10 protein-coding genes are annotated in these 22,117 nt (G+C 68.9%); all 10 read left to right on the top strand.

Going from position 1 to position 22,117, the window contains the following annotated elements; all coding sequences use genetic code 11:
• On the top strand, positions 1-5,367 hold a 5,367-nt coding region (locus AC1DIP_RS14300), incomplete at its 5' end, for an Ig-like domain-containing protein (RefSeq protein WP_477734122.1).
• A gap of 79 nt (positions 5,368-5,446) precedes the next feature.
• Entirely contained in the window at positions 5,447-6,418 is a 972-nt protein-coding gene (locus AC1DIP_RS14295) for an AAA family ATPase (protein ID WP_476210151.1), read from the top strand.
• Between the two features lie 71 nt (positions 6,419-6,489).
• On the top strand, positions 6,490-7,833 hold the full coding sequence (locus tag AC1DIP_RS14290; RefSeq protein WP_477734121.1) for a DUF58 domain-containing protein: 1,344 nt from the start codon (positions 6,490-6,492) through the stop codon (positions 7,831-7,833).
• A complete protein-coding gene (locus AC1DIP_RS14285) occupies positions 7,830-10,457 on the top strand; it encodes a transglutaminase-like domain-containing protein (protein ID WP_477734120.1) in 2,628 nt (875 codons plus the stop codon). The genes AC1DIP_RS14290 and AC1DIP_RS14285 overlap by 4 nt, the downstream gene beginning before the upstream one ends.
• Positions 10,458-10,798: 341 nt before the next feature.
• On the top strand, positions 10,799-12,094 hold the full coding sequence (locus AC1DIP_RS14280; protein ID WP_477734119.1) for an RDD family protein: 1,296 nt from the start codon (positions 10,799-10,801) through the stop codon (positions 12,092-12,094).
• Positions 12,091-13,017 carry a PP2C family protein-serine/threonine phosphatase gene (locus tag AC1DIP_RS14275; RefSeq protein ID WP_477734118.1) on the top strand — a complete coding sequence of 309 codons (927 nt, stop codon included), beginning with the start codon at positions 12,091-12,093 and terminating at the stop codon, positions 13,015-13,017. The genes AC1DIP_RS14280 and AC1DIP_RS14275 overlap by 4 nt, the downstream gene beginning before the upstream one ends.
• Positions 13,014-15,068 (top strand): FHA domain-containing protein, encoded by a 2,055-nt coding sequence (locus tag AC1DIP_RS14270; protein WP_477734117.1) that lies wholly within the window; start codon positions 13,014-13,016, stop codon positions 15,066-15,068. Before AC1DIP_RS14275 ends, AC1DIP_RS14270 begins: the two co-directional genes overlap by 4 nt.
• The gene (locus AC1DIP_RS14265; RefSeq protein ID WP_477734116.1) at positions 15,065-16,831 is read left to right on the top strand and encodes a serine/threonine-protein kinase; all 1,767 of its coding nucleotides are present in this window, start codon (positions 15,065-15,067) and stop codon (positions 16,829-16,831) included. Before AC1DIP_RS14270 ends, AC1DIP_RS14265 begins: the two co-directional genes overlap by 4 nt.
• A 45-nt stretch (positions 16,832-16,876) precedes the next feature.
• Positions 16,877-17,581, top strand: coding sequence for a hypothetical protein (locus AC1DIP_RS14260; protein ID WP_477734115.1), 705 nt, complete (start codon positions 16,877-16,879; stop codon positions 17,579-17,581).
• The gene (locus tag AC1DIP_RS14255; RefSeq protein ID WP_477734114.1) at positions 17,578-22,023 is read left to right on the top strand and encodes an FtsK/SpoIIIE domain-containing protein; all 4,446 of its coding nucleotides are present in this window, start codon (positions 17,578-17,580) and stop codon (positions 22,021-22,023) included. The genes AC1DIP_RS14260 and AC1DIP_RS14255 overlap by 4 nt, the downstream gene beginning before the upstream one ends.
• Positions 22,024-22,117: the final 94 nt, after the last annotated feature.

Here is a 22,117-nt window from a genome sequence, read left to right as displayed (position 1 = left end):
GATGCGAAGTTGCAGCAGCCTGGGCCGGGCAGTGATGTTGTGGCGGTGGCGACGCGGAAGGCGTTGTTGAAGCAGCCTCTTGACGGGGGGACGGCGAAGACCGTGGGGTTTGATGGTGAGGGTGTGCCTGCGGCTCCGGTGCAGTTGGGCGGGTGTACGCATGCGGCGTGGTCGGGTGCGAACAAGTACGTCCGGGATTGCGTCAATGATGCTGATGATAAGAATGTAGCGGTGCCGAAGGCGAGTGCGTCGCCGTCGTATGTTTTCCGGGTGAACCGGGACCTGGTGGTCCTGAACGATGTGAACTCGGGGAATGTGTGGTTGGTCAACCAGAACATGCAGCTGGTGAACAACTGGGACGACGTCATCCCACCCAAGAACCAGTCCGACGACCAGGACCAGGAATCGGCGGACAACAACACCATCAACATCCTGCCGGACCGCACCAAACCCAACCGTCCGCCGGAAACCAAGCCGGACGCCGTCGGAGTCCGGCCGGGCCGCACCACCGTCCTCAGCGTCCTGGACAATGACTCCGACCCCGACGGCGACGTCCTCACCGCAGCGGTGGGGGACTCCGGACCCAAATCGGGAACGCTGGAAAGCATCTACGGCGGCACCGCCTTCCAGATCACCGTCCCCGCAGACGCCAAGCCGGGCACCGAGACCTTCAACTACAGCGCCTCGGATGGCCGCGGCCTGTCGGCCACGGGCCAGGTCACGCTCAGCGTGGTGGGGCCGGACGAAAACAAGCCGCCCAAGTTCAAGCGCGGGGAAGACACCACCATGCTGGTGGAACAGGGCAAGACCGTCAGCCAGAACATCCTTACTGACTGGATCGATCCCGACGGCGACGACCTGGTCCTGCTGGACGCCAAGGCCGACAACGACCAGGACCAGGTCAAGGTGCGGCGCGACGGCCTGCTGACCTTCCAGGATTCCGGCGCCACCGCCGGCAAGAAGAACGTCCAGGTCAGTATCTGGGACGGCCGCGCCACCGTCACGGGCAAGGTAGTGGTCAACGTGCAGCCGCCCGGAGCCCTGGCACCGGTGGTCAACGCCGACCACGTCACCGCCGTGGTGGGCCAGGATCTGGTCATCTCCCCGTTGAAGAACGACGTCGACCCCAACGGAGGTGCCCTCCGCCTGGCCCAGGTGGAAGCCAACGGCCCCGCCGAACTTGGCCCCGTCACCGACGGCGGCACCTTCACCTTCCGCAGCAGCACCCCGGGCCCCGTCTACCTGACCTACATCGCCAGCAACGGCCCCCAAAGCAGCCAGGGCCTCATCCGGGTGGACGTGGAATCCGGCAACGACGGCGGCGACCCCGTGGCGGTCCATGACGTTGCCCTGATGCCCACCGGCGGCAGCGTGTTGCTGGACCCCTTGGCCAATGACTCCGACCCCTCCGGGGGTGTCCTGGTGCTGCAGTCTGTGAGGCTTCCGGACAATGCGACGGTGTCCGTCAGCGTGATCAACCACAGCGTCCTGCGCATCACGGACATCCTGGGGACCAAGGACCCCATCCTGTTCGAATACACCATGTCCAACGGAAAGAAGTCGGCCACCGGCTCGGTCTCCGTGGTGCCGGTCCCGGCACCGGCCGTGGTGGAAGCACCCCAGCCCAAGCCGGACGAGGTGAATGTCCGCGTCAATGACGTGGTCACCATCCCCGTCCTGGACAACGACACCCACCCGCAGGGGCAGGAACTGACCGTGGACCCCGTCCTGCCGCAGGCGGTTGATCCTGCCGACGGCAAGAGCTTCGTCTCCGAGAACACGCTCCGGTTCATTGCGGGCAGCCAGCCCAAGACCGTGCGCGCCATCTACAACGCGGTGGATCCGCAGGGCCAGAAGAGCGCCGCCGCCGTGACCATCCACATCCTTCCGCTCGAAGGCGCGGAGAACTCCCGGCCGCAGCCGCGGAACCTCACCGCCCGTGTGGTGGCTGCCGGTACCGTCCGCATTCCGGTTCCCCTGGACGGCATAGATCCCGACGGCGACTCCGTGCAGCTGACCGGCATCGACAGCACCCCCGCCATGGGAACCGCCACAGTGGGCAGCAACTTCATCGACTTCACGGCAGCCGGGGACGGCGCCGGCACCGATACGTTCCGCTACAAGGTGGTGGACCGACAGGGGGCAGTGAACACGGGAACCGTCACGGTGGGCATCGCGCCCCGTGGTGACATGAACCAAAAGCCCACCCCGGTGGACGACGAGGTTCGGGTGCGCCCCGGCCGGCAGATCGCCGTCGACGCCACCGCCAACGACACCGATCCCGACGGCGACCGCATCCGCATCCTCACCGACGGCATCGAGGCCGACCCCGCCCTGCAGGCCACCGTCAGCAAGAACAGCGGCCGCATCATCCTCCTGGCCCCCAACGAGGCCGGAACCGTCAACGTGCGCTACACCATCGCCGACGACCGGGACGCCACCGCCCAGGCCACCATCCGCCTGGTGGTTGACAACGACGTGCCGCTGAAGGCGCCGATCGCCCGCGATGACCGGGTCACATCCGCCCAGGCCATGGGAAAGACCGCCGTGGACGTTCCCGTCCTGAAAAACGACGAGGATCCCGACGGCGTCGGCGAGAACCTGAAGATCAGCACGGACGCCACCACGGCCCGGCCCGGCGGCAACGGCAACATCCTGGTGGACCTCACCGAGCAGCCACAGCTCATCCCGTACACCGTGGAAGACGTTGATGGCCAGCAGTCCACAGCCATCATCTGGGTACCGGGCCTTGGCCAGCAGGTTCCCACCCTGGCCAAGGACGAGGTCCTCGAGGTCGTGGCAGGCCAGTCCGTGGACGTCGACCTGAAGGAATGGGTCAAGGTCCGGGAAGGACGTTCACCCCGGCTGACCCAGGCGGACCGGATCAAGCTCATTGGTGCCGACGGCGGCGATCCGGTGACGCGCGACGGCACCGGCCTGAAATACACGGCAGGTGCGGATTACGTAGGCCCCGGATCGCTCACGTTCGAGGTGACCGACGGGACCGGGCCGGATGATCCTGCCGGACTCAAGTCCACCCTCAGCATCCGCACCAAGGTCCTGCCGGACCCGAACAAGAACAACCCGCCGGAGCTGCTGGGCGCCAACGTGGACGTTCCCAAGGGTGACAGTGCCAGCACAGACCTTGGCAAGCTCACTTCAGATCCTGACCAGGACGACGTCGAGAAGATGAAGTACCAGCTGGTGGGGGATTCCCCGGGCGGCTTCAGTGCACGCATCGAAGGCAACACGCTTAAAGTTTCGGCGGCCGACTCCACGGCGACCGGAACCCGCGCCGCCGTGCAGGTCAAGGCCATCGACCCCCGCGGGCTCGAGGCCACGGCCACGTACCAGCTTGCCGTGACCGCCTCCAACCGGCCCAAACCGGTGGCCAACGACGACGTGCAGGACAACGCCGCCGCCGGCAAGCCGGTGACCATCAACGTGCTGGCCAACGACGCCAATCCGTTCCCCGAAACACCGCTGAAGATCATCGCCGCCAATACCGAAACGGGCAGCGGCAATGTGGGCGTCAACGGTGACTCTGTGACCGTGACACCGGCGCCGGGCTTTACCGGAACGATGGTGGTGGCCTACACGGTGGAGGACAAGACGGGGGATGCGTCCCGGCACGCCACTGCGCGTGTCCGGCTGACCGTTAAGGACAAGCCTGCAGCACCCACCACGCCGCAGGCACAGAGCGTCGGCGACCAGACGGCGCTGCTGACCTGGTCCGCGCCGGCCGACCGGGGCTCGCCCATCACCAAGTACACGGTGGTCGGCGAGGGCGGGTTCCGGCAGGAATGCCCGGCCAACACGTGCACCCTGAACAACCTGACCAACAACACCACCTACCACTTCCAGGTGACGGCCACCAACGAGTTCGGTGATTCCGACCCGTCCCCGGCGTCAGCCGATGTCCGGCCGGACGTTAAGCCGGATACGCCACAGGCGCCGTCGCTGAAGTTCGGCGACAAGCAGCTGGCAGTCAACTGGGCCGCGCCGGCCAGCAAGGGATCCCCGGTCAAGTCGTACGACCTGGAAATCTCGCCGGCGCCGGCCGGCCAAAACGCCCAGATCCAGGGGCTGACGTCAGTCAGCTACGTGTGGAAGGGCTTGCAGAACGGCGTCTCCTACAAGGTCCGGGTCCTGGCCCGCAATGACGCCAAGGACCCGTCCGAGTGGAGTCCCTATTCCGCAGCGGAGGTGCCCGCCGGAGTTCCCGCCACGCCGACGGCGCCCAGCGTCTCCCAGGCAACGCCCGTCGGTTCGCAGAGCCAGTTGCGCGTCGTATGGTCGGCCCCGAACAACAACGGCGACGCCGTCTCCTCCTACACCCTCACCACGCTCCGGGGTGGAGCGCCCGTGGCGAGCCAGCAGGTGTCCGGCACCTCGCAGAACGTCACCGTGGATAATTCGGAAACGAATTACACGTTCACGGTATCCGCCACCAACAAGGCTGGAACCAGTGCCACGAGCGCGCAGTCCGCGGCGATCCGGGCAGCCGGCAAACCTGGCACTGTCAACGCAGGAACCGTCAAAGAGAACGGGACCAGCGGCCAGCTGGACGTGACGTTCACGCCCCTGACGGATGCGCAACGCAACGGCTCCACCGCCTCCGAGATTGCCTATTCCTACAACGCCGACGGCAAGACCGGGTCGATCAAGGCCGGGGGAGGGACCATCGGCGGCATGACCAACGGCCGGGACATCACCGTGACCATCATTGCCACGTCCACCAAGAACAACATGTCCGGGGACGCCAAGGGGATTGGTACAGGTAACCCGTATGGTCCTGCCAACGCCCCCAGCGTGAACGGCACCACCTCAGCCAGGGGAGACGGCCAGGTGCACTGGACCTGGAATGATCCGGGGACAAACGGCAGGCCGCTGAGCTACTACGAAGTGAGCATGGACGGCGGTGGCTGGCAGAACGTTGGCAAAGCGAACAAGTTTGATGCCGGAGCCGGCGGGTGGAGCACGAGCCACAAACTGCGGGTCCGTGCCTTCACGGTCACGGCAGGCGCAGTCGGCGGACCCGCCACTTCGACGTCCGGCCCGGACAACGTTCCGCCCCCGCCCACGGACTGGTACGTGACGGCCAGCCCGGTGCGCAGCTGCACGGAGCCCCGCCAGGGGACTGACAGCTACATTGCCGGCAATCCGTCCCAGTGCACCGGTGCCGGCAAGTGGCTCGATGCCGGTGCCCCGTCCACGGCGGACCGCTACCAGGTCTGGTACAAGACCTCCAACAACCCGAGCGGCATCTGGTACCACCTGAACTCCGGGATGGCGTCCGGTAACTGGCTCCGCTGCGACACCTCCAACGTGGGCTGCACCCCGCCCAAGGGCATGCCCAACCGCTAGCAACCGCATCACCCCCTGTGGGCCCGGACCTCCCGGGCCCGCAAGGAATCCCGATCCATCAAAAGGAAGAACAACTTTCATGACCATGACCATTGAGCAGGCCGAATGGTTTGCCGGTACGTTCGAAAAGCTGGTTGCCAACGTTGGGCAGGCGGTGCTGGGCAAGGAACACGTCATCCGGCTGACCTTCACCGCCATGCTGGCCGAAGGCCACGTCCTGTTCGAGGACGCGCCGGGGACCGGCAAGACCTCCCTGGCCCGCGCCCTGGCTGCCACGGTGCAGGGCTCCAACAACCGCATCCAGTTCACCCCTGACCTGCTGCCTTCCGATGTCACCGGTGTGACCATCTACGACCAGAAGACGCAGAAGTTCGAGTTCCACAAGGGACCGATCTTCAACAACATCGTCCTGGCCGACGAAATCAACCGCGCCTCGCCCAAGACCCAGTCAGCGCTGCTGGAGGTCATGGAGGAATCCCGCGTGACCGTGGACGGTGTCACGTATTCCGCCGGCCGGCCGTTCATGGTGATGGCCACCCAGAACCCGATCGAACAGGCAGGAACCTACCGCCTTCCCGAGGCGCAGCTGGACCGCTTCCTGATCAAGACCTCCATCGGCTACCCGGACCACGCGTCCACCGTCAGGCTCCTGGGCGGCAGCAACCTGAAGGACCGCTCCAAGGAACTGTCCGCCGTCATCACCACCCAGGCAGTGGCGGACATGGCCGACCTCGCCGCAACGGCACACGTGGACACCGCGGTGCTGGAGTACATTTCCAGGCTCTGCGAGGAAACCCGCAACGCCCCGGAAACCCGGCTGGGAGTTTCCGTCCGCGGTGCCCTGGCCATGGTGCGGGCCGCGAAGGTCTGGGCCGCCTCGCAGGGCCGGAACTTTGTCCTTCCGGACGACATCAAGGAACTGGCCTCCGTGGTGTGGACCCACCGGTTCGTGATGGACCCCGAAGCAGAGTTCTCTGGCGCCACCGCTGAGGCCGTGCTGACCCGGATCCTGGCCGACGTCGCCGCCCCGCAGCAGCGCACCAACGCCTGAGCCGCCCGGCTGCGGCCGAACGCCGCAGCCCCCGCCATTCCATTCCAGCGCAACAACGAAGGCACACCCCTATGTCCGACGGCACGTCCAGCGGTACCCCGTTGACCCGGTTCGCGGAGCGTTTCCAGCAACTCTTCCACCGGAACGGCCGCCCCACCCGGCTGCACCCCGCAGCGGTGTGGTCCGAGGCCAGCAGCACCGCACTCCAGGCCCTGACGCCCGCTTGGCGGTCCGTCCGGGACACCTGGCTGAAGTATGCGTGGCCGGTTCTTTCCGTGGTCAGCATCCTGGGCTGGTCCGTCCTGGCCGCCGCGATCCTGCTCTGGGCCACCGGCCAGGCCTTCGGCTGGCAGGAAGCCACGGCAGCGGCCATAGCCGCCTTCGCCATGTTCGTGATCGCCGTTGCCTTCATCCTGGGCCGGTCCGCCTACGGCGTGGTCCTGGACCTGGCCCGAACCCGGGTGGCGGTGGGGGACAGCGCCGTCGGCAGCATCGCCGTGTCCAATACCTCGGCGCGTCCCCTCCTGCCGGCCGCGCTGGAACTGCCGGTCGGCAGCACCACGGCCGTGTTCCACCTGCCGCGCATGAAGCCCGGCCAGGTCCATGAAGACCTGTTCACCATCCCCACCGCCCGCCGCGCCGTCATCGTGGTGGGACCGGTCCGCTCCGTGCGTGCGGACCCGCTGCACCTGCTGCGCCGCCAGGTCCTCTGGACCGAACCGGAGGACCTCTTCGTCCACCCGCGGACCGTAGCCCTGGCCGGTTCCGCCGCGGGCTTCATCCGGGACCTTGAGGGCATGCCCACCACGGACCTCTCCAGCGCCGACGTCTCCTTCCACGCCCTGCGCGACTACGTACCGGGCGATGACCGCAGGCACATCCACTGGAAGACCACGGCCCGCACCAACAAGCTCATGGTCCGCCAGTTCGAAGAAACCCGACGCGCCCACCTGGCCATCTCGCTGTCCATCAACACCGAGGAATACGCCTCCGAAACCGAGTTCGAGATGGCCATCTCCGTGGCCGCCTCCATCGGCCGGCAGGCCATCCGCGAGCAGCGTGAACTGGATGTCCTGACCCAGAAGGGCCCCCTGCGCTGCGAAACCGGCCGCAACATGCTCGACGACATGACCCGGATCGTCGGCGCCCCCATGCGCCGCACCGCCGTCGACCTCGCCCGGACCCTGGCCGACACGGTGCCCAACGCCTCCGTGGTCTTCTTCGTGGTGGGCAGCAACGTGACGGCAACCCAGCTCCGCTCCGCCGCCGCCTCCGTCCCGCCCGGTGTCCGCAGCCTGGCAGTAAGGGTGGAAGCCGGCGCCGCCCCCACCCGGGCGAACATCGCAGACCTTACTGTCCTGACGCTCGGCGACCTGGCCGACCTTGCCATCGTGCTGAGAAAGGCGGCCGCATGAGCACCGCACCGGGCCGTTCCCCGCAAACACAGATTCCCCCAACCCGTACCCGCCGCAAGGCGGCCACCACGGAGTCGGCCTTCATGGACGGCCAGCCGCCATGGCACTTCGTGCTCGACGCCGGGGCGCTGGTGGTCCTGCTGGGGCTGGGCCTGCTCGGCTTCGGCCTGAGCTTCGGCGGGGACCCGTACTACCTGCTGTCCGGGTTCGGCGGCATCGTCCTGGGCCTGGGCATCGGCGCAGCGAACGCCCACCTGCGCCTGGGCCTGCTGATCACCACGGCCCTGGCCCTCGCCGCGTACCTGGTCCTCGGAACCTGGCTGGCGGTGCCCGATGCTGCCATTGCCGGATTCGTCCCCACCCTTGATTCGCTGCGGACCCTGCTCCTTGGCGTCGTCTTCGCCTGGAAGGACATGCTCACGGTAGGCGTGCCGGTGGGGACGGCCGGCGGGGTGCTCATCGTCCCGTTCCTCAGCTCGCTGATCACGGCGCTCGTGGCCGCGCTTCTGACCTGGCGCGCCAAAAGCCCTTACCTGCCCCTCCTGCCGGTCCTGGTCCTGTTCGTCACCGGCATCGCCTTCAGCACCAACGCGGCGTTCCTGACACTGGAACGCGGCGTCGGCCTGACCGTCCTCGGCATAGCCTGGGCCACCTTCCGCCGCGACGCCCTAAGGCGGAACAACACCCGCCGGGTGGCGGTCAACAACCCGCAGACGGACACGGCCGCCGGACGCCGGGCCAGGATCCGCCGGCTGGGCATGGCGGCGGGGGTCATCGCCGCCAGCGTGGGGGTCACCGCGGTGGCCGCTCCGCTGGTCAGCGCAGGGGAGGACCGGAAAGTCCTCCGCAACGTGGTGGTGCCCCCGTTCGACCCCAAGGACTACATCACGCCCCTGGCAAGCTTCCGGACGTACGTGAAGGACAAAAAGGACGACACCCTGTTCGTGGTCAAGGGCCTCCCGAAGGACGGCCGGGTCCGGCTCGGCGCCCTGGATGCCTTCAACGGGACCAACTACAACATGGACCCCAACGGCTCCGGAAACTTCAGCAAGGTGGGCGATGCGAAATCCATCAACACCCTCGCCGACTCCTCCGGTGTGGTGCCCACCAACGACTACTCGATCAGCATCAACATTGAGGACTACCAGGGCTACTTTGTCCCCGGCGGACGGAAGACCACCGGCATCAGTTTTGACCAGTCCGGCTCCGCCGCCGCTGCGGGCCTCTACTTCAACCCCGGCTCCGACACCGCGGTGACCACCAGTGGGCTGTCCCGCGGCGACTCCTACAGCGTCCAGGTCTCCGATCCCGTCAAGCTCGAGCATGGCCAATTGACGCAGTACGACTTCGCCAAGGTTTCCCTCCCGGACGCGCTGGAGGTGCCGCCGGTGGTGGGATCCCAGGCCAACGACCTGTCCGCCGATGCGCCCACGGCCATCGACCGGGTCCGCCAGATCGAAGCCCACTTCCAGAAGACCGGGGCGTTCAGCAACGGCCTGGTCAGTGAGGGCCAGCTGCCCAGCGTCTCCGGGCACGGCTCGGCCCGTATCCGCAGCCTGCTCACGGCCAAGCAGATGCTTGGTGACGATGAGCAGTACGCGGTGGCCATGTCCCTGATGCTCCGGCACCTGGGCATCCCCTCCCGGGTGGTGATGGGCTTCTACCCTGAACCGACCAGCCCGGAGAACGGCGCCGGCGAGGTGAAAATCACCGGCAAGGACGTCCACGCCTGGGTTGAGGTGGCCTTTGAACGGGTCGGCTGGGTCAGCTTCGATCCCACCCCGCCCAAGGACAACATTCCCATCCCGCCGGACCCCGAGAACAAGTCCAAGCCCAAGCCGCAGGTGCTGCAGCCGCCGCCCCCGCCGCAGGAGCCGGCGGACCTGCCGCCGGACTCTTCACCGGACGCGCTGGATGCCGACCAGAAGAAGAACAACCCGTGGCTGTTCTGGGGTGCCCTCCTGGGTGCCCTGGGCGTCGTCGCGATCCCGCTGGTGATCCTGGCGCTGCCGCTGCTGCTGATCGGACTCTTGAAGGCACGACGACGGAAGTCGCGTTTCCGCGACGGGCACCCCGCCCAGCGTGTGGGCGGAGGGTGGAACGAGGTGGTGAGCCTCGCGACAGACCTGGGCGCCGCCGTCGACACCCGTTCGACGCGGCGCGAAAGCGCCGCCGTGCTGGCCGAAGCGTTCCCTGCCACCCAGGGGACCACCACCATGCTGGCGCGGCGGGCTGACGCCTCCATCTTCGGAGCCGGGGAGCCCACCGAGGAGGAGGTCCGCGAGTACTGGACCATCGTTGACGGGTCACTCAAGGAAATGACCTCGGGCATGGGATTCTGGCGGCGGCAGCAGGCACGGTTCTCGCCGCGCTCGCTGCTGGCCGACGCCCGGACCGCTATGAACTCCGGCAACGGACTCAAGCTGCGCGGCGGCCGTGTGGCGCTCCCCGCGGTGGGCGGAATCCTGGCTGCGCGCCGCCGTCGCCTCGCCGGCGGAAGCGCTGCGGGGAAGGCCGCCGGAACGCCGACCCCATCATCGGCACCCCAACCGGAGACCCCGCAGCGCGAAGAGCCCGGACCCGAACAGCAGAAGCCAGACCAGCAAGGACCCAGCCCGCAGTGATGCCCGATCCCGAACGCTGCCCGCGCTGCCAACAGCAGATCCGGGCGGGCGCCACCTTTTGCACTGCCTGCTGCGCGCCGCTGCCCAACCGGGCCGCACGCCGGACCCGCACCCCGGATCCTGTGATGGGCTATGACAGGAGCGGTGCCCTGGGCGCGCGCCCCGAGCACGCCCCCGGGATTCCCGGTACTATCCCGGTAGTAGAAAGCCCCCCGGCAGGTCGGCCGGCGGGCACAGCACAAACGGGCCCCGCGGGCAGGAACAGCGCGCATGCGGGTGCCGGGCCGGGCATGACCGGCGGTTCCACCAGGGTGGAAGCCGCTCCAGGGGGAGGAACGGGAATGGCAGTGAACCTTGAGCTTGTTCCGGCTACGGCGGGCAAGCGGCTTGGCGCCGCCGTCATCGACTGGCTGCCCGGGGTGGCGGTGCTGGTGGTGGCGTTCGCCATCGGATTCGCCGGGATCACCCGGACCAGGAGCGGTGGCTTCATTGTGTACGACACCTCGTCCCTGGTGCTGTTTGGCGGCATTGGCCTGGGCCTCACCCTGGCCTACCTGTTCGTGGTGCTCGGGCTGGAAGCCCGGACCGGCAAGACGCCCGGCAACCTGGCCATGGGCATCCGCAGTGCGGACCAGGACGGCTACGCACCCGGCGCGGGCGCTGTCTTCCTGCGCGGCCTCATCACCGGGGCAGGCATCCTCCTGTTCCTGCTCGCGGCAGTGCTGGTAGTGGTCTTCAAATGGTTTGACGCCGCCCTGTTCATCCTCGGCCCCCTGCTCCTGGTGGGTGCGGCGTGGGCTGTGCTGGTGGTGGTTTCCAACCGGTGGGACAAGAACGGCGGCCTCCGGGGCTGGAACGACACCGCTGCCAAGACCCTGGTGTTCGACGTCAACGCCGGAAGGGACCCCATCACCACCGGCGGCATCCAGGGGCCTTACAGCTTCGCCCCCATGGACCTGCCGCCCGTGCAGCAGGTGCTCTCCCCAGTGGCAGGCGCCAAGCCACGGCACCCCGCGGCCACCGAAGCGTCACCCTCCCCGGCAGCGCAGCCTCCGGCCTCCTACGCCGCGGCGCCGGTGGCACCGGCGCCGCAGGTCAACGGACCCCAGGCGTCCTCGCCCCAAGCACCAGCGCCGTCGGCCACCATGCCGTCCCAGACCATGCCCTACACGTCGCCGGCGTCCTTCGCGCCGCCCGCGGTCGATTCCCAGGGCGTTCCCCCGGGGCACCGGGTGCCTTCGCAGCACGTGGACGACGACGTCGAACGCACCCAGGTCCGTCCCGGCGCCGGCGGCCCCGCCCAGGTGGCCGTCCTCCGCATCCGCCTGGACGACGGCCGCGACTTCCAGCTGGACCGCAGCGTCCTGGTGGGCCGAAACCCGGTGGGGCAAACGGGCGAACAGCACGCCCAACTGCTGGCCGTGGACGATCCCGGGCGCTCCATCTCCAAAACGCACCTGCACCTGCTCACCGACGGCGCGGGCATCTGGGTGACGGACCGGCAGTCGACCAATGGAAGCGCCGTCACCACCCCGGACGGCCTGCGCACCCCCCTGGTGCCGGGCGTCCCCACGTTTGTTACCCCCGGCTCCAGCGTGCACTTTGGAGACCGTACCTTTTACCTAGGACAGGCATGAACCAGCACCCCGCCAGTGTTTCCCCCACCATCCAGCCGGGGCCGGGCCTCAGCCTCACCTACGGCTACGGGACGGACAGGGGACTCCGCCGGGAACTGAACGAGGATTCCTACATCGCCGCCGACCCGGTCTTTGCCGTGGCCGACGGCATGGGCGGCCATGAAGCCGGCGAAATAGCCAGCGGCCTCTGCGTGCGCGCCCTGGCCGAAATGCCCCAGGTCACCACCGGGGAGCGGAACATCACGGCGTCCCTCCTCCAGCAGTACCTGGTCCGCGCTGACGCCTCCATCCGCGAAGCCACCGGCGCCCGCGCCGGGACCACCCTGACCGGGGCCGTGGTGGTGGAACAGATGGGCATGCCGTACTGGCTGGTGCTGAATATCGGCGATTCGCGCACCTACCGGCTCAGCCAGGGCCGGTTCGAACAGATCAGCGTGGACCACTCAGAGGTCCAGGAGCTTGTGGACGCCGGCGAGATCACCGCCCAGGAAGCCACCGTCCACCCCCGGCGCCACGTGGTGACCCGGGCCCTGGGCACGGGCGATGAGACAGAGGCGGACTACTGGCTCCTCCCCGTGCAGGAAGGCGACCGGGTGCTGGTCTGCTCCGACGGCCTCACCGGGGAACTGGCGGACGAGGACATTCTCCGGATCCTCAGCAGCGCCACGGAGCCGCAGGACGCAGTGGACGCCCTGATCCAGGCTGCCCTGCGCAGCGGCGGCCGGGACAACGTGACGGCAATCGTGGTGGACGCCCGGAACGTCGCGCACGACGACGGTGCCGGCACCACCGCGCCCCGCCACGCGCCGGTGGACGGTGACGAAGTGACGCTGCCGCGGCCCCCGGCGTCGGAGGCGGTAACAGAGCCCCTGCCCGAACCCGTTGACGCCCGCGCGGACCAGGACGGGGAGCCCGGCCGATGACGGGCGCAAGCTACACCCCCGGCACCTGGCTGGGCATTGTCCGGTCAGGGACCGCAGTCCTGCTGGCCCCGGAAACACCGGCGGAACTCGCCGGGGCCATCTGGGACCTCCTGGGTTCCCGCCCCGAGCCGCACGAGGTCCTGGCCGCCGTCACCAGCAGTTCCGGCGGGTCACTGACCCGGATACCGTCGTTCGGCATCCTCGATTTCAACGGGTCACTCCGGGTCTTCCTCCGCGGCGGGCTCGACCTCGCCGTGGAGCAGCCCGGCGGACCGGTGGATCTCGACGGGCGCGATGTGACCACCTGGACCGAGCGCATGTTCGTGGTGCCCGGAAAGTGCCGGCTGACCATCGCCGGCGGCACGGATACCGCGGGGCACGGTGCCGGCAGCCCCGGACGTCCGCTGGTCGGGCTGCCACAGCCTGGACTGCCACTGCCCGAGCTTCCCCTGGGGGAGGGCGTGGTGCTGCTCCAGTCCCTGACCCTGGGCGCGCCGTCCGGCCCCGCCGCCGTCGCCGCTCCAGCCCCAGCGGAGCGCGAAGCATCCATGGGCACTCCGGCCGGTGTTGACGGCCCATTCGCCGTGAATTCTTCCGGGGAGGTGGACGGTCCCGCCGACATCGACCAGCCCCTTGCCCCGGAAGTGCCAACGGGTGGGGGCCAAACATCCGATTCCCCCGTCGGGACCGCTACTGCCATGCCGGCCGCAGCCGCCGCTGACCCGCAGCAACCAGACGCGCTGCCCGATCCCGAACCCGCCGTGCGCCACCTTGATCCGGAAGCCACCATCGCTCCCGGCGCGATCATGGACGCCGACGGAGAGCTTCTCGAAGAAGCCGGCGACGAAGACTCGGCCGGCCTTGGCGACCCAGGACCGGAGCTGCCCGGTTCCGGTACAACCGGGGCGGAACCAACCGCCCCCGCGGCGGGCCACGCCGATGCCGCACCCGCCGTGGAGATGACCACGTCCTACGACCACCTGTGGGACCGCACCGTGATGCGGAACATCGAGGACGCCGCCGTCCGCGAGGACCCCGACGCCGACTCCGGGCACGTGGTGCCGCAGCAGCAGCCGGCGCTGGCCGCCGCCGAACCACTGCCCGCCCTCGGGACGGCAGGGGAGGCGGACCCGGCGGGCTCCTCCGCAGAACCGGCGGCAGCGGAAGCCGGAGCACCGGAAGCCGGCCCCGCGCCTGCCAGCCCGGACGGTGCCGAAGGACCCCGGACCAGCCCGGACGGTGCCGCTGCAGGTCCGCCCCGTCCTGGGTCGGCTGGAGTGCTCATCGACTCCGTCCCCTGGCGCACCGGGGGAGCAGCACCCGCGCCCTCCCGCCCCGAGGGCCAGCCGTCTGTCCAGGTACCGGCCCCGGTAGCCGGCCACGACCCGGTACCCGCCCCGGCTCCGGAACCCGCACCCGTCCAGGCTCCCGTCGCAGACCATGGGCCGCAGGCGCACCCGCCTGCCCCGGGCCGGCAGCCCGACCCAGGCTTCGACCCTGACCACGACGGGCAGACGGTCATGAAGAGCAGCCTCGCCGGAACCGCGGGCCCGGCCTCAAACGCACCCGCGGCGCAGCAGGCTGCGGGCGATGGTCCGCTGGTGCTGGCCCGCGTCTGCGCCCAGGGCCACGCCAACCCGCCCACCCGCGCCCAGTGCAGCGTCTGCGGGGCCGCCCTGTTGCCCGATGCGGTGCAGGTGGCTCGTCCCAGGCTGGGGCGGATGCGGCTGTCCACCGGAGACCTGCTGGACCTCGACCAGTCCATGGTGATCGGCCGCCAGCCGTCGGTGTCCCGGGTCCAGGGCGGCGTGATGCCGCGCCTGGTGCAGGTGGCAAGCCCGGGCGGTGACATCTCGCGGTCCCACGTGGAGGTGCGGCTTGAGGGCTGGCACGTGATGCTCTGCGACCTCAAGGCCACCAACGGCACCGTCCTGGTCCGCGAAGGCCAACCGCCCCGCCGTCTCGCCCAGAACGAGATGGCCATCCTGCTCGACGGCGACATCGCCGAGCTGGGCGACAACATCTCATTGCGTTTTGAGGAGATTCCTTGAGTTCCAAACGGCCCGTTGCGCCGCCGCCCCGCATTCCGGGGTTCACCTACATCAGCCTGCTCGGTTCGGGCGGCTTTTCCGACGTCTACCTCTACGAGCAGGACAGGCCGCGCCGGAAGGTCGCCGTCAAGGTGCTGCTCTCGGACCTGAAGACCGAGGGCGCCCGCCGGCGTTTCGAGTCCGAGGCCAACCTCATGGCCCAGCTGTCCTCGCACCCCTACATCGTCACCATTTTCGAAGCGGAAGTAACCGACGACGGGCACTCCTACCTGGCCATGGAGTACTGCTCCCGGCCCAGCCTGGACGTGCGGTACCGGCGCCAGCGCTTCAGCGTTGATGAAGTCCTGGCCGTCGGCATCCAGGTGGCCTCCGCCGTCGAAACCGCCCACCGCGCCGGCATCGCCCACCGCGACATCAAGCCCGCCAACATCCTGGTGACGGACTACAACCGTCCCGCGCTGACCGACTTCGGAATCTCCGGCACCCTTGCCGGGGACTCCGACGACGACTCCGGCATGTCCATTCCCTGGTCCCCGCCGGAACAGTTCCGCGACGGCAGTGTTGACGGCGTCATGGTGGACGTGTGGGCCCTCGGCGCCACGCTGTACACCCTGCTCGCCGGCCGGTCGCCCTTCGTCATGCCAGGGGCGGACAACTCACAGCGCGAACTGATCAACCGGATCAGCAACACCCCGCTGCCCCGGCTGGGCCGTCCGGACGTACCGGAGTCGCTGGAACTGGCCCTGGCAACGGCCATGGCCAAGTCGCCGCAGTCCCGGTACTCCTCCGCCCACGCCTTCGCCCTGGCCCTCCAGCGCATCCAGGCCGAACTCAACCTCTCCGTCACGCCCTTCGAGGTCCTTGAAGAACCCCAGCAGGAGGAGAGCCACCCGGACGACGGCACGGAGGAGACGCGCGTCCGCAGCATTGCCGCCATCGATCCCGAACGCACCGGCAGCGCGCCCACCTTCCCGGCCCGCACCCGGCCCAACGCAACCGGTGCCGGTGCCGACGCCACGGGACGCCGCGGTGGTGCCCTCCCGCCGTCGTCCTTCACTCCCGCCGGCCCCGACCAATGGCGGCAGGCCCCCGCTGTGCCCTCCATCCCGGCGGGTCCCGCCGGGACCAACGGGCCCGGAGCAGGCGCGGCCGACGGCGGCGGCCAGGGGGAGTGGGCACAGTCCACCGTCCTGCGCGGCAGCACCGGCGCGGCGAACTATGGTGCCCCGGTCAGCGACGGCGCGGGGCCTGACACCTACACCGCCGACGCAACCGTGCATCGGCCCGTGAACGTGGACCAGCCCCAGGCAGAGCCGGCGGCAGACCATGGCAAGCGCAACCTCTGGCTTGCGCTGGCGGGCGGAACCCTCCTGGCCCTGGCGGCGGTGGTGGGCATCGTAGTGGCCAACACTGCGACCGGGACGCCCAAGGCAGTGGACACCCAGCAGGTCAGCAAGCCGCCGGCCGACGCCGTGGACAGCGGCACCGTCCCCAGTGTTGAAGGCCTCACGGCATCACGAAAGCCCGAAGATCCAAACACCATCATCTTCTCCTGGACCAACCCGCAGCCCAGGGAGGGCGACTCCTACAAGTACCGCTCCAAATCGGCCAAGGCGGACGGGCCCTTCGAAACCACAAAGGTACCTAAAACCTTTGTTTCCGGGTTCGGCCCCACTCCCATTTGCCTGGAAGTGATCCTGGTGCGGGCCGACGGCAGCGCCTCGCCGGAAGGCCCGGACTCCGTCGCCTGCCTGCAGGACTAGCCAGCTGATGACGCAAACACATTGCCCACTGAGGAGGCACAGATCATGGGGGATCTAGCAATAGATTTCTGTGGCGAATGGTACGAGTTATCGGATGAGGACATCTTCAATATCGGCCGCGAAGGCGACCTTGAAGTGGATGACAACCCGTACCTGCACCGGCAGTTCCTGCAGGTGGCCCGCTACGACGGCATCTGGTGGCTCAGCAACGTGGGCAGCATGCTGTCCGCTACCGTGGCTGACGCGTCCGGGGGCATGCAGGCGTGGTTGTCGCCCGGTGCACGGATTCCGTTGGTGTTCAGCCACACCAACGTCATCTTCACGGCCGGGCCCACCACCTACGAGTTTGCCGTGCACCTGAAGACGCCGTCCTTCCGGCAGGAAGCCCGGGAGGATGCCAGCAGCGGTGACACCACCATCGGCCCCGTGGTCTTCACCGACGCCCAGAAGGCGCTGATCGTCGCCCTCGCCGAGCCGGTGCTCCGGCGCGAAGGCACCGGTTTCAGCACCATCCCGTCCTCGGCGGCCGCCGCCAAGACCCTGGGCTGGGCGCTGACCCGCTTCAACCGCAAGCTGGACAACGTCTGCGACAAGCTGGACCGCGTTGGCGTGGTGGGCCTGCGCGGAGGCGGCGGCAAGCTTGCCACCAACCGCCGCGCCCGGTTGGTGGAACACGCGGTCACCACGCACCTGGTGACCCCTGATGACCTGTACCTGCTCGAAAAGATGAGGGGCGTGGACGAAGGATGAGGATCCGGCTGACACTCCGCCGCGAACCCGCCGACGCCAAGGACCTGGCTGTCACGGTGGACGGCCTGGCCACCGTGGCCGACATCGCCACCGTGCTCTGGGCGGCCGACCCCGACCGCAAGGGCACGCCCGCGCCGGACAACCTTTCCCTGCGCATCGACGAAGCCTTCGTGGGCGCCGGCATCACCGGAAACGTCCTGGCCCGGGAGGACAACCTCCTCGAATCGGGCCTGCGCCCGGGCTCCGTGGTCTCGCTGGCCCAGGTGAGCGGGCAGTTCCACGAACCCGGAGCCAGCCGTGGCCCTGCTGCGGCCACGCTGCGCGTGTTGTCCGGGCCCGACGTCGGCCGCGAATTTTCGCTGCCCACCGGAACCAGCTACATCGGCCGGGACCGGGACGTGGACATCCGCCTGACGGACCCGCTCACGTCCAAGCGGCACGCCCGGATCACGGTGGGCGAGAGCATCGAGATCGTGGACACCAATTCCGCCAACGGCCTCCTGATGGACGGCCTGCCCGTCACCCGGGCCACCCTGAACTCGTCCGACACCGTGACCCTGGGGGACACCACCGTCACCGTGGTGCCGCTGGGGCACAACCACGCGGCAGCGCCGACGTCGCCCCTGGTTGACTTCAACCGCTCCCCGCGCGTTGTGCCCCGCTTCGACGTGCCCAAGCGCGTCCTTCCTGCCGGGCCCAAGCGCCCCGAGGACCATCCCTTCCCGTACATCATGCTGGTGGCACCCCTGATGATGGGCGCGGTGATCTTCGCGGTCACGCAGAACGTGCTGTCCATGGTGTTCATGCTGATGATGCCCCTGTTCATCGTGGGCCACTACGTGGACACCAGGATGCGGACGCGGAAGCAGCAGAAGGAACAGCTCAAGCAGTTCCGCGCCTCCATGGCTGCGTTCCGGCAGGACCTGACCGAACTGCAGCAGGTGGAAAGGGCGGTCCGGCTCCAGGAAGCACCGTCCGTCAGTGACACCGTGGATGCCATCTACAAGCTTGGGCCTTTGCTGTGGACGCACCGGCCCGAGCACTCCTCCTTCCTGGGCCTGCGCTTTGGACTGGGGACCGCGCCCTCCCGCATCCCGCTGGAGGAACCCTCCAACAATGACACCGAGGTCCAGTTCGCCCGCGAGATCCAGGACTGCATCAAGCAGTTCAGCGAGATCGAAGGCGTCCCCGTGGTCTCCCAGCTGCGCACCTCCGGCGCCCTGGGCATCGCCGGCGCCCGCGGCCTGGTGGACGACGTTGCCCGCGGCATGGTGCTGCAGCTCGTGGGCCTGCATTCACCCGCCGAGGTGGTCCTGACGGCCATCACCTCCGCCCAGTCCCGCGAACGGTGGAACTGGCTGCAATGGCTGCCGCACGTGGGCTCGGGGCACAGCCCGCTGGGCGGGGACCACCTGGCCGCCGGCTCCGCCGGCGGTTCGTCCCTGCTGGCCCGGCTGGAGGACCTGGTGGATGCCCGCGAAGCGGCCGCCAAACGGACCGCCCCGGAACTGCGCCCCGGCATCGACCCCGTCAAGCATGAACTCGAAGAGCCGGTCCTTCCCTCGGTGCTGGTCATCGTGGAAGACGACGCTCCCGTGGACCGCGGCCGGCTCACCCGGCTGGCGGAACGCGGGCCCGACTCCGGCGTCCACGTCCTGTGGGTGGCCACCGACATCCAGGCCCTGCCCGCCGCCTGCCGCGACTTCATGGTGGTGGACGGCGACCACGGCACCACCACCGGACAGGTGCGCCTGGGCCGCCACACCTATCCCGTCAGCTGCGAGAGCGTGGACGCGGAACTCGCCGCCCAGCTCGCCCGGATGCTCGCGCCCGTGGTGGACGTGGGCAAGCCCGTCAACGACGACTCCGACCTGCCGCGCGCCGTGTCCTACGCAACGCTGATCGGCAAGGACTTCCTGGACAACCCGCAGTCCGTGGCCGAGCGCTGGACGGAAAACAACTCCGTGCACGCCACCGCGGTGGCGAACCGCAAGGACAACGGCACGCTCCGGGCCCTGGTGGGCTCCAAGGGCATCGAGCCGCTGTACCTGGACCTGAAGAACGAGGGGCCGCACGCGTTGGTCGGCGGCACCACCGGCGCGGGCAAGTCCGAGTTCCTGCAGTCCTGGGTCATGGGCATGGCCGCCGCCTACAGCCCGGACCGGGTCAGCTTCCTGTTCGTGGACTACAAGGGCGGCGCCGCATTCGCGGACTGCATCAACCTGCCGCACACCGTCGGGCTGGTCACCGACCTGTCCCCGCACCTGGTGCGCCGTGCCCTGACGTCCCTGCGCGCGGAGCTGCATTACCGTGAGCAGCTGCTGAACCGGAAGAAGGCCAAGGACCTGCTGGCCCTGCAGCGCGAGGCAGACCCGGAAGCCCCGCCGTACCTGATCATCATCGTGGACGAGTTCGCCGCCCTGGCCAACGATGTTCCCGAGTTCGTGGACGGGGTGGTGGATGTGGCCGCCCGTGGCCGCTCCCTGGGCCTGCACCTGATCCTGGCCACCCAGCGGCCCGCCGGCGTCATCAAGGACAACCTCCGCGCCAACACCAATCTCCGGGTTGCGTTGCGCATGGCCGATGAGGACGACGCCACGGATATCCTCGGCGTCCCGGACGCCGCCTACTTCGACCCCGCCATTCCGGGCCGCGGTGCCGCCAAGACGGGGCCCGGCCGCATCCAGGGGTTCCAGACCGGCTACGCCGGCGGCTGGACCACCGACAAGCCGCAGCGGCCCCAGATCGACATCGTGGAAATGGCTTTTGGTTCCGGTCCCAGCTGGGAAGCGCCCGCCCCTGACAAGCCCGTTGCCCAGGAACCGGCCGGCCCCAACGACATTGCCCGGATGACTTCCACCATCGTGCACGCAGCGGACACCCTGGCCATCCAGCCGCCCCGCAAGCCATGGCTGGACGAACTGGCCAAGACCTACGACTTCTCCAAGCTGCCCAACCCCCGCACTGACGAACAGCTCCTGCTCGGCGTGGCCGACGACCCCGTGCACCAGGACCAGCCCACCGTGTTCTACGAACCGGACCGGGACGGCAACATGGCCATCTACGGAACGGGCGGTTCCGGCAAGTCCGCAGCCCTGCGCGGCATTGCCATTGCCGCTGCCGTCACCCCGCGCGGCGGCCCGGTCCACGTGTACGGCATCGACTGCGGCTCCTCCGGGCTGCGGATGCTGGAAGAGCTTCCGCACGTGGGCGAGATCATCAACGGCGACGACGTGGAACGAGTTGGGCGGCTGCTGCGCCTCCTCCGCGACATCGCCGAGCTGCGGTCCGCACAGTTCGCTGAGGTGCGGGCGTCCACCATCGTGGAGTACCGGAAGCTGGCCAACCGGCCGGACGAGAAGCGGATCTTCGTGCTGGTGGACGGCATGTCCGCGTTCCGGGAAGCCTACGAGCACAGCAAGCTTTCCGGGCTCTGGGACATCTTCCTGCAGCTGGCCACCGACGGCCGCACGCTGGGCATCCACCTGGTGGTGACGGGGGACCGGCCCAACGCCGTCCCCGCGTCGCTGCTCGCCTCCATCCAGCGCCGGCTGGTGCTGCGCCTCTCCAACGAGGACGACTACATCTCCATGGACGTGCCCAGGGATGTCCTCACCGCCACGTCGCCCCCGGGCCGCGGCCTGCTGGACGGGCTCGAAGTCCAGCTGGCCGTGCTGGGCGGCAACTCCAACCTGGCGCTGCAGGCCCGGGAAGTCCACAAGCTCAGCGAAGCCATGCTGCGCCAGGGCCTCGATACCGCACCTGGAATCGAACGGCTGCCCGAGCAGGTGGACCTGGACGTCCTGCCCGCCGGCAGCCCGGACCTGCCGGTGGTCGGCGTGGACGACGAATCCCTGCAGCCCGCGGAGATCATGGCCCGCGGCCCGCTGCTGCTGGCGGGCCCCCCAGGCGCCGGCCGGACCGTGGCCCTGGTGACCCTGGCCTACGCCCTGCGCCGGTCCAACCCCGCCACCGAGCTGATCTACCTCGGATCCCGCCGGTCCGCCGTCGCCTCCCTCCCCATCTGGAACCGCTCGGTGGTGGGACCTGACGACCTCGCCGAGGTGGTGGAGGACCTGGTGGAGCATTCCACCGGTAATCCCGGAGCTGTGGCGTTCTTCATCGAAGGCCTGACGGAGTTCACGGACACCATCGCCGAATCAGGGATGGCGCAGCTGGTCACCGCTTCATTGAAGGCGGACCAGTGGGTGGTGGGCGAGTCCGAATCCTCCACCTGGTCCAGTGCCTGGCAGCTTGCCCAGCCGTTCAAGTCCGGGCGCCGGGGCCTGCTCCTCAACCCGGGCGACATTGAAGGCGACAGCCTGCTCAACACCTCGCTGGGCCGGGTGAGCCCCGACTTCATCCCGGGCCGTGGGTACGTGGTGGGACGCGGCAAGGCACGGAAGATCCAGGTGGCCCTGCCGCCCGAAAACCGGGACTGAGCAGGACCAATGACGGCGGGGCCGCTGCTGCGGCGGATTTGCGGCCCCGCCAGGCGCTGTAGAAGACTACCGGGGACACCAGAAAGCCGCGGTG

The sequence above is a fragment of the Pseudarthrobacter sp. 05T312 genome, assembly GCF_056396685.1.
Note: the sequence above shows the minus strand (reverse complement) of the source record. Positions and strands in the feature narration are given on the sequence as shown.